A 14,355-nucleotide genomic window follows, 5' to 3' on the forward strand; every position below is an offset into this window, starting at 1 on the left:
AGGTATGTCAAACATTCATCAGAAAAAATTACTCAATCTCATCCATAGAGCGTAAGTTTTTCACTGCAATACGTTCAGCGTTCTTACGGTCGCGTTCTGGCATCATCTTTGGCTTATATACTGGCTGAAGATCATCACCAATTACCGCAGACAGCGGACGACGTTCTAATTGAATTTGGTCTTGCAATAACATTAATGCTTGGATTAATGCTTCTGGACGTGGCGGACAACCTGGAACGTACACGTCAACAGGAATAATTTTATCTACGCCTTGCACAACAGAATAAATGTCGTACATACCACCAGAGTTTGCACAAGCGCCCATTGAAATCACCCATTTAGGCTCAAGCATTTGTTCGTACAAACGTTGAATAACAGGTGCCATTTTGACAAAGCAAGTCCCTGCTACAATCATTAAGTCAGCCTGACGCGGTGAAGCACGAATAACCTCAGCACCAAAACGTGATAAATCATGCACACCTGTTAAGGTTGTTGCATACTCTACGTAACAGCACGAAGTACCAAAGTTAAAAGGCCATAATGAGTTTTTACGGCCCCAGTTCACAGCTGTATGCAACACGTCCTCTAAACGAGTCATGAATACATTTTTATTCACTTCTTCTTCAAGTGGATCTGTCACAATCTGACGATCTTGAAGCGGATATTGTTCAGCTTCTGGATTCGCACGGGTTAAGGTATATTTCATTCCCGAGTTACTCCTTGTTCAGAGACATGGTCGATGTCTTATCTTTCACACGACCAGAAGATTGAGCTGGAATCGTTCCTGTAGGATCTGTCACCAACTCTTCAATTGAATTGAAGCGAGTAATTTCTGCAAGGTCCATATTCGGTGAACCAATTTTAGGTTTAATCCCTGCTATTTTACGTTTATCCGAAGGCGACCAGTTTAAGGCACCTGTTGATAATTCATAAATTAAACCAACGAGTAAAACTAAAATAAATACAGCCGCAGCTGAAAACCCGAACCAACCTACTTCACGTACAGATGTCGCCCACGCGTATAAATAGAGGGCTTCCAAATCAAATACAACAAAGAAGATTGCGACGAGGTAGAACTTTGCAGACAAGCGGATACGTGCTCCACCAGCACTAACCACACCTGATTCAAATTGCTCTTGCTTCGCACGTCCCCATGATTTACCCCCAAGGAGCAAAGGAACGGTGAGCATAAAGACACATAAAAATGTCACGCCGATCACGAAGGCAATGATTGCCCAATCGTATGGAGTAATGGCACTCATGCGGGGATAACTCCTGGCAGGCCTATTATTTAACAAAGAATGTATGTATTGGCCTTGCAAATACACCAAACACAAAATAAATCTGGTCAATTGTACCCGATTGATGTCATCTGTTGCTAGTTAATAGCTCTAAGTCTTTCGGATGATTTTTTAGACAAAACACATAATTTTTCATGATTCGACGCAATACTACGTTCAATTATCGCTTTATCAAATTCCATTCCTATTTTTTATTAATTTTTCCGAAGTATATTTTAAAGAGATGAATTAAAAATGACAAATCAGTAGCTTAATTATCATTAAAATTTTTCAGACATCACTTTTGTGCAACTATTTGTGTTTATTCAACAACAAATCTGCTTTCTTTTAGCGAAATTAGACACAAAATATTTTGTTACATTCTATGTAAAAAAGTCATATCCAATCAGTCCACATTTTTTATAAAAATTATCTCAATATGATAAATAATGTCATTTAATCAAATCAACATTCTCATCTTGATAAACCCATTATCAAAAAAGCACACTTAGCTTAAAATAGATTTTTTATTTAGCTTCTCTAAAATCCAATACGCCTACTTTTGACCTACCTTACAATATCAATATTTCATTTTATCAGAACTGATCCAACCTCATTTTTTAAACAAATATGAAGTTACAGCCTTTAGTCATGTTTTATCCTATGTATAAACTCTCGTATATCAAGATCTGTATTTGCTATACCCCTCCCCTCCACCGCTTATTTTATTTTGCGCTTCCCATTTCATTAACGCTTTACATTTCATTGATGCTTTACATCATCTTGTTGTACTGCTTTAAACATTGACTCAATGACAAAGCACTATAGATCTGCCAATGCTTGCTCCCCCACAAAAAACAATTGATCTTTCGATTTACATTGAATCAATCCTGGTAACTTGTCGCAAACATAGACGAATTATCTACACAGCCTATACACATTTAACAATTTTTCCTGTGTATGCTAAATATCATTCACTTTAAATCAATAATTTAGGGGCTAAAACATGGAATTTAGTAGCAAACCAAACTATTTTTTATTTGCACAATTACTGATTCGTCATATTGAAAACTATGTCAAAAAGCATCCTGATGCACAAAATGCGATTTTTGATCTTCGTGATGTTTACGAAATTTTCCGTCAAGATCTTGCTGCAACCACAACAAATCTGGAAGGGATCTTAAACATTGCAGATGAATATCGAATTGACACCATTCAAGGTGATCAAAAAATTATCAGTGGCTATAAAATTGATGCAGAACAAAATAGCTTATTGATTGACTTTAATGCAGACGCTTTACAAGCATTAAGAGAAAGTAAACCGATTATTGCACCTGATGCGACGCTTCAAGAATAAGTTCCAAGGCTTAAAAATAAGCCTGTTGAGTGCTTAAATAAAAAAACACCGAAATATTTCGGTGTTTTTTTATGCTTAGCTTTTTAACCACAACACTAAGCTTTCACTTTACTTGCTTACACTTTCTTTTTCTTAAACCGCTCAACAGGCCAAGACATGGTGAATCTTGCCCCACCAAGTTCTGGGCTTTGATCAACCTCAATCGTGCCACCAAACCAATAAGCAATACGACTCACGATCGACAATCCCAAACCATAACCACCAGAAGCGCGGGTTCGGCTGTCGTCCAAACGGGCAAATGCTTCAAATACACGTTTACGGACTTCTTCGGGAATCCCCGGACCATCATCTTCGACACACACATATGCCATCTTGGTTTGATGATTGACACCACCACTTAGGCTAACTTGATGATCACAATAACGTACCGCATTACCAACAAGGTTTTGCACCACACGATGTAAATAACGACGTTCCGCATCAACCACCACGTCAGACGAAAGTGGATTGAGATGAATTATTTTCTGAGTTTTTAAAGCCTCAGTTTCTGTCGCAACCTGTTGTAAAACATCAATCAATGCAATTTTTTCAAAGTCTAAAGAAGGCGTACCCTGCTCCAACTTGGCATAGGTCATAATCTCATCGATCAAAGTATTCAACGCCTCGATATCTTTGTCGATCATTTCAACCTGTTGCAAACGATAGTCATGATCTTCTTCATCAGCCAACATTTCCATACCAAAACGGATCCGTGCCACAGGCGTCCGCAACTCATGCGACACTGCACGCATCAATTCTCGTTGAGCTTCAATCAAACGCTGAATATGATCGGACATGCTGTTATAACTACTGGCAAGACTCGCCATCTCATCATAACCCTCAACCGGTACACGTTGTGACATATCACCTGTTTTCATCACATCCAAAGCTTGATTGACCTGTTTCAGCTTACGTTGCATTGGCACGATCAAACCGTATACACCCAAGCAAAGCAAGAACATACTCAACAAGGTAATTCCCGCAGCAAGTTTGACTGGCATCCAATTAAACATTGGAACAGGTCCGAGTACGAGTACATCGGTTGGTGAGTTTGGCAACGGAGAAACGATGGAAATAGTTGTGCCACGGACTGTTGCGCTGACCCGCCACAAAATAACACTTTGATCTGACCTTAAACGACCAATTTGCTCAGAATCAAGATTGAGCTGAGATATTTTTTCTACACCAACATGGTAAGAAAAGTGCTGTTGAATTTTTTTAAGATATTCTTGTTCTTGACCCGGATAATAAACCAGATAATCCAAAATAAAGACAGGCAATGCCTTCATTTGGCGTTCGCCAATTTGATCTACTTTGATATAAAGATAGTGTTTAGGATCATTGCGGATACCCAACACCAAATAAGCAATCCCCTGTTCAGCATCATAACGCACAACTGCTTTTTGACTTTCAATACGTTTTTCTTCCGTACGTGATAAATCAACTTTTTGTGCATCCAGATAATAAATAGGCAATTCCAATAAATCAGAAGCGTCCGAAATCCAATCAAGACGTTGTTGCTCGGTTTGTTGACGTGCCACACCTTCGCTAATCACAAATGAAATACCATCTGTTAAAGATTCGCGATATTCCTGCGCACGTTGGTAGTTAATTATTTGAACAAGCAAGTATCCAAACAATGCCACCAACACCACAAGAATAACCAGTCCAGCATAAATACGCAGGAATATACTGTGTTTAGACACGCAAACTCACCTTCGTTATGCTTGCCGTTGTATAGGCAAGCATTTTAGATGATTGACCCATCGTTTATAGACCAGTCTCTTTAACAAATAGATAACCTTTACTACGTACAGTTTTAATACGTTTTGGATTTTCTGGATCATCACCGATTTTTGGACGAATACGAGAAATACGAACGTCGATTGAACGGTCTTGACCATCGTACTCGATACCACGTAAACGCTCGAAGATGTCTTCACGGGAGAGAATACGCCCTGCATTGGACGCCAACAACCAAAGCAAATCATATTCAGCGCTAGTGAAATCAACTAACTCACCATTTAAGGTCACTGAACGACCACCATTGTCAATCACCAGATCATCAAACTCAATTCGTTGAGCCACTTCATCTTCAGGCGCTTTGTCTGTACGACGTAACAATGCACGGATACGTGCGAGCAGTACACGCGGTTGAACAGGTTTAGCAACATAGTCATCAGCACCCATTTCCAAACCAAGCACTTGGTCCATATCTTCAGTACGTGCAGTCAACATCAAAATCGGTTGATGATAATGTGGACGAACTTCACGACAAACGGTTAAACCGTCTGCACCTGGCAACATGACATCTAAGACCACAAGATCTGGTTGCTCAGCAATAATTCGGCGAATTGCACGATTACCATCTGGTTCTACCCCAACCTCAAGACCATTACGAATTAAATATTCTTGAGTTAAGCGAGCAAGACGCTCGTCATCTTCAACAATCAAAATCTTTGGTAACTTTTCTTCTTGGCTCATCTATTTGCCCCTATATTTGGTTTGGTCCCTGCTACAAATCTCGCAGATTCAAGACACTATGTTCTGCAATATACACACGTTTACAATGTAAACAAGACCTCATTCACCAAACTGATACATGAGCGTATCAATTTGTTATATTTTTATTAACTATTGAATTGTAGACAGTTTTCCAAGAACACTTGTCAGTATTTAGCAATATTCCTAACACAATCAATACGCAGACTATTTTTTATACAAAATATTTCATTGTTCATATTCTGTTTAAACAGTTCGTCGTTTTTTAAGTTATCCACATAGTTATCTATAAGCACTCTTGGCAGTGTTTGTTATGCTATGTCCTTGCCAAATAAGGCATATAACAAAAATGGTTCTTTAATGGAAAAAGACACAAATAAAAATTTACTGATTAGAGATAAAACATTCTTAAAATGTCAATATTGATCTGACCTTAAAATTACCGTATCTTGTGTTCTAAATTAAATTAAACCACTAAGTATTGTGTTTAGTCCTCAAACATCGTGACGAACAAAATTGCAACTCGTCCGGTTCAAATGGTCCATAAACATAACAATGATGATGACAATGGAGCTACGCTGACAATGAACGCCATTACAACCCCTGGTCAACTACAAGTGATTAAACGCACTGGTGATGTTGCCGCTTTTGATGCAGATAAAATCGCTGTAGCAATTGGTAAAGCTTTTTTGGCTGTTGAGGGCCAGCAAAGCGCAGACTCAAGCCGAATTCATGACCGTATTACACAATTAACAGAAATGGTTATGAACACTTTTAATCGTCGTTTACCGTCTGGCGGAACAATTCACATTGAAGAAATTCAAGACCAAGTTGAATTGGCACTTATGCGTACCGGTGAACAAAAAGTTGCACGTGCTTATGTGATCTATCGTGAACAACGTTCTGAAGCACGTAAACAAACAGGTGCTCATCATCACCCAACTTTACAAATCACAGATGCGAATGGTCAGCTTCAGCCTCTAGATTTGGGCAAACTTCAAGCCACAATTGAAAAAGCGAGTGAAGGCTTAGAAGGTATTGATGTTCAAGCCATTGTCGATGAAACAGTTAAAAACTTATATAACGGTGTAAAACAGTCAGACATCTCAACGACGATGATGATGGCGACCCGTACCCGTATTGAACAAGAACCAAACTACACTTATGTAACTGCACGTTTACTTCGTGATGATTTAGTTGCAACAGGTTTAAAATTCTTAGGTTTAGCGACAGATACCGAAGAAGGTGATGCGCTTGAAACTTACCTGAAAAAAGGGATCGAGTTAGAACTTCTTTCACCAGAACTTTTAAACTTCGACCTTGCTAAATTGGCAGCAGCGATCAAACCAGAACGTTCAAACCAATTTACCTATTTAGGTCTACAAACTTTGTTTGACCGCTACTTCATCCATTCAAATGATGTACGTTTTGAACTTCCGCAATTGTTCTTTATGCGTGTCTCTATGGGGCTTGCACTAAATGAAGAACAGCGTGAAGACCGTGCAATCGAATTCTATGACTTATTGTCTAGCTTCGATTATATGGCGTCTACACCAACACTGTTTAACTCAGGTACTTTACGTCCACAATTATCAAGCTGTTACTTAACCACCATTCAAGATGATCTTTACGACATCTATGGCGCAATGCGTGACAATGCCCTCCTGTCTAAATGGGCGGGTGGTTTAGGAAATGACTGGACACCTGTTCGTGCTTTGAACTCATATATCAAAGGTACAAACGGTAAATCTCAAGGTGTGGTTCCTTTCCTTAAAGTTGCTAACGATACCGCTGTTGCCGTTAACCAAGGTGGTAAACGTAAAGGTGCAGTCTGTGCATACCTTGAAACTTGGCACTTGGATATTGAAGAATTCCTAGAGCTACGTAAAAATACAGGTGATGACCGTCGTCGTACGCACGACATGAACACAGCGAACTGGGTTCCAGATTTGTTTATGCAACGTGTGATTGAAGATGCTGAGTGGACATTGTTCACGCCATCTGAAACACCTGATTTACATGACTTAACTGGCGCTGCATTTGCTGAACGCTATGCTTACTATGAAGGCATCGCTAAAGAAAGCAACATGCTTCATAAGAAAATCCGTGCCAAAGACTTATGGCGTAAAATGTTATCAATGTTGTTTGAAACTGGTCACCCGTGGATCACATTCAAAGACGTATGTAACTTACGTTCACCACAACAACATGTTGGCGTAGTTCACTCATCTAACTTATGTACAGAAATCACTTTAAATACCAATAAAGATGAAATCGCAGTATGTAACTTAGGTTCAATCAACCTTGTTCAGCACGTTCAAGGCGGTAAACTTGACCGTGAAAAATTGGCGCGTACTGTAAAAACAGCAGTTCGTATGCTCGATAACGTGATTGACATCAACTACTACGCAGTTGAACAAGCACGTAATTCAAACCTTAAACACCGTCCAGTGGGTATGGGTATCATGGGCTTCCAAGATGCTTTATATGAATTGGGTATGGGTTATGGTTCAGATGAAGCAGTCGACTTTGCTGATGAGTCTATGGAAGTGATCAGCTACTATGCGATCCAAACTTCTAGCGACCTTGCGATTGAACGTGGTGTTTATTCAACATTCAAAGGTTCATTGTGGGATCAAGGTATCTTGCCAATCGACTCTTTAGAGATCGTTGCAAAATCTCGTCCAGAACGTATGTTCGAAGTTGACCGTACTCAACGTTTAGACTGGGACACTTTACGTGCCAAAGTTCAAAAAGACGGTATGCGTAACTCAAATGTGATGGCGATTGCGCCTACAGCAACGATTTCTAACATTTGTGGTGTTTCTCAATCAATCGAACCTACTTTCCAAAACCTTTATGTAAAATCAAACCTTTCAGGTGAATTTACAGTGATCAACCCGTACTTAGTACGTGCGTTAAAAGATCGTGGTCTTTGGGACTCTGTGATGGTCAATGACCTTAAACATTTCGAAGGTTCTGTACAAAAAATTGCTCGTATTCCTGATGAATTAAAAGCAATTTTTGCAACAGCGTTTGAAGTGGATACACGTTGGATCGTTGATGCTGCATCACGTCGTCAAAAATGGATTGATCAAGCACAATCATTGAACCTCTATATCTCGGGTGCAAATGGTAAAAAACTTGACATCACGTATAAGATGGCTTGGTTACGTGGTCTTAAAACAACCTATTACCTCCGTGCATTGGGTGCAACATCTGCTGAAAAATCAACCATTAACACAGGTGCTTTAAACGCAGTTAAACCGACAACTGTGGCTGCTCCAGTGGCAGCGGTTGCACCAGAAGCTAAACCTGAAGCACCTGCTGAAGAAGAAGGTTTCTCTCAAGCAGCACCAGTGCCACAAGCATGCTCAATTGACAATCCTGATTGTGAGGCTTGTCAGTAATTAACTAAAGGTATCTAACTCAGAATATAGGCTACGCTAAGTAGCCTCTCTGAAAATTTCAAACGTGGCTACGTTGGCATAGTTATTTAGAATGAATAATTATGAAAAAAGAAATAGATATCTTTGGTTGGAAATACAAACCTTCCAATCGAGAAATGAGTGTAATTCAAGCTATTATGGTATTTACTGTAATGTGCTTAATACTCACAAAAGGGCTTAGATCTCCACTTGCTTACAAAATATATGGCAGTGTTAGTTTCATTGGAGTATTAACTCTTTTGGCACAAAACTTCATAAACTAAAATTCATTAATGAGTTTTAGTTTCTACTACTAAACAGGGCTAAGAAATGTTCCATTTAAGTCATAACTATGAGTTAGGCATAATTGTGCTGATCTTAGCCTTTTTGGTTTTTTATATCCCTGCGGTCTATGCATTTATTGCGATCCGCAAACAGCAAAAGCGTAATCAAAATAAGTAGTGTGGGTATCTGTTCTTTCGAACAAGAACGAAACAACTATCGGCAAAACTTAATTTTGCTTGCACAGAATAAGCGTATAGTAGTGACATCTTTTTTGTGAGATGTCGAACATAGATATTAACAACGAAGAGAGAACAACGATGTCTATCCTAAGTTGGGACGATTTTGAAGATGATGAACCGAAACAAGCTGCACAAGCTCACCAGCCTGCGCCCGTCGAACCGAAAAAAACGACTGATTCGCAGGTGGTATCTGATGCAAAGCAATCATCGCAGAATTTGGCAGCTGCACAATCCGCTGGAACCTATACAGCAAGATCAACAAATCCAACCGATTCATTGGCAAGAGCATCTCACGCCTTAGAAAAGCTGGATGTTGCACCGGGCTTGGAAGAGCTTGAAATGGGTGCACAACGTGTACAAGTTGATGATAAAGCCATGATCAACTGTCGCGCAGACTTAAACCAACTTGTTCCATTCAAATATGAGTGGGCTTGGCAAAAATACCTAGACGGATGTGCAAACCACTGGATGCCACAAGAAGTCAACATGAACCATGACATCGCACTGTGGAAGTCTGAAAATGGTTTGACTGAAGATGAGCGTACCATTGTAATGCGTTCTTTAGGTTTCTTCTCAACCGCAGATTCATTGGTTGCAAACAACTTGGTTTTGGCGATCTACCGTCATATTACTAACCCTGAATGCCGTCAATATATTTTGCGTCAAGCATTTGAAGAAGCGATTCACACCCATGCTTACCAATACTGTATCGAATCTTTAGGTATGGATGAAGGCGAAGTCTTTAACATGTACCGCGAAGTTCCATCTGTTGCTCGTAAAGCAGCGTGGGGCTTGAAGTATACACAGTCTTTGAGTGATCCTACTTTCCATACGGGTACACCTGAAAACGATCAGATCTTACTGCGTAATTTGATTGCATTCTATTGTGTACTTGAAGGAATCTTCTTTTACTGTGGTTTCAGCCAAATCTTGTCTATGGGTCGTCGTAACAAGATGAATGGTGTTGCTGAGCAATTCCAATACATCTTGCGTGATGAGTCTATGCACTTGAACTTTGGTATCGACATGATTAACCAAATCAAGATCGAAAACCCACACTTATGGACTGCTGAGTTCCAAGAAGAAATCATTCAAATGATTCTTGAAGGTACCATGCTTGAAATCGAATATGCCCGTGACACGATGCCACGTGGTGTATTGGGTATGAATGCAGCGATGATGGAAGAATATTTGAAATTCATCTGTAACCGTCGTTTAGCACAGCTTGGTCTTCCTGAGCAGTTTGCTGGTGTCAATAACCCGTTCCAGTGGATGTCTGAAATGATGGACTTGCGTAAAGAGAAGAACTTCTTTGAAACGCGTGTGACTGATTATCAAACTGGTGGTGCGTTGAGCTGGTAAGGTAGACGTCACGCCACACATATGTTGTCACTAATAAAAAAATAGAGCTATTCGGCTCTATTTTTTTAAATATTAAGTTTGTTATAAATCGATGGTAAAAAATTAAATTTAAAAATAACTCAATAGAATTTTAGAGTTCAATTACATAAATAAAAGTAGAAACTTTATAGTCATAGGAAATGAGTGTAAGCCTATTCATAATAATTAACTGCAGAAATCCCTAAACTATTTAAAAGTTCAGTCGTCATTCGACCATTAATTGTTAAATTCTTATCAACTTGATAATTAGCAATAGCCTTACGTGTATTCTTACCTAAATCACCATCAATTTTACCAGTGTAATACCCTAATTGAAAAAGAGCCATTTGTACTCTCTTTATCTGCATTACCTGCATTAAAACGGGATCCGCATCTGTTGAAATATTACTTATATTAGAGTTGTTACCATAATAGGTATTAACATGAGTATTAGATCTAGTCGGAACATTCGGATATGTTTTAACAGTTATATTTGAATTATTTCTTGTTGGTGTTGAAGATATGCTTGAACTAGAGTTTGAGTAATTTGGCACAGAGTATACAGGAGTTCTTGAACTTGAGTAACCAGAATATCCTGATCCTGAGTAATGACTAGAATGACTTCTATGGCTTGAATGACTTCTATGGCCAGCAAACATATTCTCATATTCGTAATTTAGTGGTCGTATAGATACAGGTTCTAAGTTTTCATATGAGTTTATACTCGTATTAATTGCAGCACCTACTTTGTTATTAATAACAGGAGCTGATGCAGCAAAAACTGCCAATGACTTTATAAATTTACTCAACATTTACCCCTGATAAATTTATTTATTATTGAATATTCACATTATGCAAGTGATTAACAAGGATTATCAACTAGTTTTATAGGATTTAGAATAGATGGCGTCCAGCCATTTTGATACCATGTAAATAAGCCGCAGCATTTTTTTTTCAAATCACAACTTTCACATACTTTATCATATGTATTTTTCCAATCAGAGATGCTTTTTTCTGCATATTGCCATAAGCTTTGAGGTAAACAGCATAGTGGAATATTCATCAAAATTAATCGAGTTTTAGTACTTAGCAATAAATCTACCGCTGCATTTAATTGATCCCACCAATCCTTAATATCAACTTGGCTAAGTTCCTTATTGGCAAGTGCAAAACCGATAGGTTCACATCCAATCAGAGCGACCTCTTTTACAAATGGAAGGTTGGTTCGTATATAGTCACAAAGATCAATTAAGTTCTCTAATACAGGCTTAACCAAAACAATTCTTAATTGTATCGGCTGTACGTAATGCTGGAGGATATATAGACCTTCTAATGTTTCTTCAAAAGCCGAATGTTGCTGCACCACAAAATCATGTAAGAGATCTGCATGACCATATAATGGGACAAGCCAATTAACTTTCGTTTCAAGATTAGATAACACTGATTCCGCTATCTTAGGATTACTAAACAAGCGACCGTTCGTTAATACATCAATCTCAGTTGAAGGAAATTTATTATGAATGGTATCAATGATTAGTCTTAATTGTTCATCAAGTAGTAATGGCTCACCACCCGTTAAGCCAATATTCATTGGTTCATAGCTGAGATGATCAATGATTTCTAGTGCTTGTTGTACTAACCATGAATCATCATGCTTAGTTGGTGGCTGAGAACACATGATGCAGTAATTATTGCATCTGTTAGTTAAGAATAAAGTGTGATGTGTATCACTTGCTCTCAAAAGTACATTTAGATTCTTTTTATATGGATCAACATTAACCACATCATTTGATTTTAATACTTGTTGTTGTGGCATAAAGAGATTATTTGCACCAACCCTTTCAAGCAAGTCTGAGCTATAAATTGAATATAGATTATCTAACCCTGCCTGAATATATCGACCAAATATTTCAATTTCCTGAACATTAGTAATTGGCACTAGAATGGATTGATTAGGCAACCACTCTATATCCAAGTTATCAAGACTAAGCACCCTAAAGATTTGTGGGGTATGTTCTGTGACTGAGTTTAGCTTTATTTTTCTCATTTTATCTACTTACTAAAGGCCCATTGATTTGCTAACTTTCTAAACTTTTCAGAATTTTGGTATTTGTTAAATATCACATCAAACAAACCCATGTAACGCTTACAGTGACTAGTTAAGTGGGTTGGTGGGGTCATAGTACCAAATTCGTTATAAGCACTGATTGGATCAGGCCCGCAATATGGTAGATAAGCACATTGACTGCAACTCGGATCATTAAAATTCAAACTCGAAGTAATGATATTTCTTTGTAGGTCAGAGCTTAACAATTGAAATAAAGGTTCACCAATTTTACCTAAGCGTAAAGAAGTATCCCCTGATTCTTTTAACATACGAGACTCGTCACTAGGGTATATATAACCATCATAGTTATAAACAATACAGCCAAGTCCCGCACCTGATGGGCTTTGGAGGTCAATATAGCCTTGATCAAATGGAGAAAGAATTTTATTTAATAAGATTGCTGAATGAACTTCTATTAGTTCATATCCTTGATCATTCCAATGGATAACACGTTCCAATGCTTTCTCATAAAAATTTAAGAACTCAGTATGAGTTGGTGCAAGTCGCTTTGAGTTTTTCTTCGCAAATCCATAATCACTCAAACCACGGATAAAAATATCCTTAAATCCTAATTGAACATATGCATCTACAATCTCATTAGGATAATCCAAGCTTTTGCGTGTAGTCGTCATTAATGCAGAAACCGAGTCTTGACCTAATTCTTTACGTGCTAGCTCTAAGCCTTCCATAGTTCTTTCATAAGCATCTCGATTAGCAATCGGTCTATTTTTATTATGTAAGTCTGCAAGACCATCAATACTTGTCGACAATACCACTTGATGTTCTTTAAAAAATAAACACATTTCAGTGGTTAATTGATGCAATGTTGTAGTCACTACAAAACGAATAGATCTATTGTGCTCTTTGTTTTTTTCAGTAATGTACTCAATCGCAAGTTTGACTAAATCATATTTGATTAAAGGATCTCCCCCTTGAAACTCAACTGTTAAAGTATCTGATGTACTTTCAAAGATAGTGTCACAGGCTAAAAGTAAATTTTTTCTGGAAATAGTGAACTCATCTCCTGTTTGTTGGCGACTGACTTGGCAGTAAGAACATGAGTGCATACATTGAATCGTCACAACAATAATATGTAACGTAGTTCCTTCTAAAATTGTTGATTTCTTTGCATGTAATCTTGAGGCTAGAGCTCTCTTTGAACCAATAGCATTTTGGCTCATCAGAAAAAATTTGGATTTCAATTTGAGATAGAAATCCATATCTAATGATTCGTCTTTAGCAATGATTTGTTTTAAATTATCCTGAGAAATAAACTCAAAATCGCCTGTAACGCTTGTTATGAGATAGTTATCATCTGCCATTCGTTTAAAGTTAAATGGCATTAGTTCCACATTTTTAAAAATCATTTTACTTACTTATACTTGCTAAAATAATTGCATCAACAAAAGACTTTTGTTGTGGACTAATTTGCTTATCCAACGCTTGACGTAATTTAAAATCATCTAAGAAATTAAGAATGAGGCTTTTTTGTTGTGAATTCTCAACTTTAAAAAAGAAACGTTGGGAGTCTAATTGCTCCACGTCATAAGATGTTGGACAAAATCTCAATGCCTGTATGATTTCACTCAATGACATCTCAGTATGAATATCAAATCCAAATTGTATTAATTTTTGACTCACTTTTACTCCATAAAATGATAATTTTTATTTAATGTTCTAATAGTAGCTTACGTATAAGCATTTTGATGCAACATATAAAAACATTTCGTTATTGTGC

At 37.9% G+C, this 14,355-nt stretch carries 13 protein-coding genes; 5 read left to right on the forward strand and 8 right to left on the reverse strand.

Annotated features, from left to right (window positions below; all coding sequences use genetic code 11):
* Positions 1 to 28 precede the first annotated feature (28 nt).
* Together F938_RS08355 and F938_RS08360 are read right to left on the reverse strand one after the other, a co-directional pair.
* Entirely contained in the window at positions 29 to 706 is a 678-nt protein-coding gene (locus F938_RS08355; RefSeq protein ID WP_004827935.1) for a NuoB/complex I 20 kDa subunit family protein, read from the reverse strand.
* Positions 707 to 713: 7 nt separating this feature from the next.
* Entirely contained in the window at positions 714 to 1,262 is a 549-nt protein-coding gene (locus tag F938_RS08360; protein ID WP_004827934.1) for an NADH-quinone oxidoreductase subunit A, read from the reverse strand.
* Positions 1,263 to 2,286: 1,024 nt separating this feature from the next.
* Here F938_RS08360 and F938_RS08365 point away from each other — a divergent pair.
* Entirely contained in the window at positions 2,287 to 2,637 is a 351-nt protein-coding gene (locus F938_RS08365) for a hypothetical protein (RefSeq protein ID WP_004827932.1), read from the forward strand.
* Between the two features lie 116 nt (positions 2,638 to 2,753).
* Here F938_RS08365 and bfmS read toward each other — a convergent pair whose 3' ends face one another.
* Both bfmS and bfmR read right to left on the reverse strand, forming a co-directional pair.
* Positions 2,754 to 4,382, reverse strand: a complete 1,629-nt coding sequence (gene bfmS / locus F938_RS08370; protein ID WP_005030885.1) for a sensor histidine kinase BfmS — start codon at positions 4,380 to 4,382, stop codon at positions 2,754 to 2,756.
* Positions 4,383 to 4,446: 64 nt separating this feature from the next.
* Positions 4,447 to 5,160 (reverse strand): response regulator transcription factor BfmR, encoded by a 714-nt coding sequence (gene bfmR / locus F938_RS08375; protein ID WP_004722855.1) that lies wholly within the window; start codon positions 5,158 to 5,160, stop codon positions 4,447 to 4,449.
* A gap of 554 nt (positions 5,161 to 5,714) precedes the next feature.
* On the opposite strand from bfmR, the gene F938_RS08380 reads away from it, so the two are divergent.
* From F938_RS08380 to F938_RS08390, 4 genes are all read left to right on the forward strand, one after another.
* Positions 5,715 to 8,588: a ribonucleoside-diphosphate reductase subunit alpha gene (locus F938_RS08380; RefSeq protein WP_080740829.1), complete on the forward strand. Its 2,874-nt coding sequence runs from the start codon at positions 5,715 to 5,717 to the stop codon at positions 8,586 to 8,588.
* 101 nt (positions 8,589 to 8,689) lie between these two features.
* A complete protein-coding gene (locus tag F938_RS08385; RefSeq protein ID WP_010590745.1) occupies positions 8,690 to 8,890 on the forward strand; it encodes a hypothetical protein in 201 nt (66 codons plus the stop codon).
* A 46-nt stretch (positions 8,891 to 8,936) separates the two neighbouring features.
* On the forward strand, positions 8,937 to 9,068 hold the full coding sequence (locus tag F938_RS23735; protein ID WP_004827925.1) for a preprotein translocase subunit YajC: 132 nt from the start codon (positions 8,937 to 8,939) through the stop codon (positions 9,066 to 9,068).
* A gap of 140 nt (positions 9,069 to 9,208) precedes the next feature.
* Positions 9,209 to 10,492, forward strand: a complete 1,284-nt coding sequence (locus F938_RS08390; protein ID WP_004827922.1) for a ribonucleotide-diphosphate reductase subunit beta — start codon at positions 9,209 to 9,211, stop codon at positions 10,490 to 10,492.
* Between the two features lie 191 nt (positions 10,493 to 10,683).
* Here the strand turns inward: F938_RS08390 and hxsA are convergent, their stop codons facing one another.
* The 4 genes from hxsA to F938_RS08410 are packed head-to-tail and all read right to left on the reverse strand — an operon-like array spanning position 10,684 to position 14,258.
* Positions 10,684 to 11,322, reverse strand: coding sequence for a His-Xaa-Ser repeat protein HxsA (gene hxsA, locus F938_RS08395; protein WP_005030887.1), 639 nt, complete (start codon positions 11,320 to 11,322; stop codon positions 10,684 to 10,686).
* 50 nt (positions 11,323 to 11,372) lie between these two features.
* Positions 11,373 to 12,557: a His-Xaa-Ser system radical SAM maturase HxsC gene (hxsC, locus tag F938_RS08400; RefSeq protein WP_005030888.1), complete on the reverse strand. Its 1,185-nt coding sequence runs from the start codon at positions 12,555 to 12,557 to the stop codon at positions 11,373 to 11,375.
* A gap of 5 nt (positions 12,558 to 12,562) precedes the next feature.
* On the reverse strand, positions 12,563 to 13,984 hold the full coding sequence (gene hxsB, locus F938_RS08405; protein WP_005030889.1) for a His-Xaa-Ser system radical SAM maturase HxsB: 1,422 nt from the start codon (positions 13,982 to 13,984) through the stop codon (positions 12,563 to 12,565).
* Position 13,985: 1 nt separating this feature from the next.
* Complete coding sequence (locus tag F938_RS08410) at positions 13,986 to 14,258, reverse strand: hypothetical protein (RefSeq protein WP_005030890.1); 273 nt, start codon at positions 14,256 to 14,258, stop codon at positions 13,986 to 13,988.
* Positions 14,259 to 14,355: the final 97 nt, after the last annotated feature.

Source organism: Acinetobacter bereziniae LMG 1003 = CIP 70.12 (genome assembly GCF_000368925.1).
In the GTDB taxonomy this organism is placed as follows: domain Bacteria; phylum Pseudomonadota; class Gammaproteobacteria; order Pseudomonadales; family Moraxellaceae; genus Acinetobacter; species Acinetobacter bereziniae.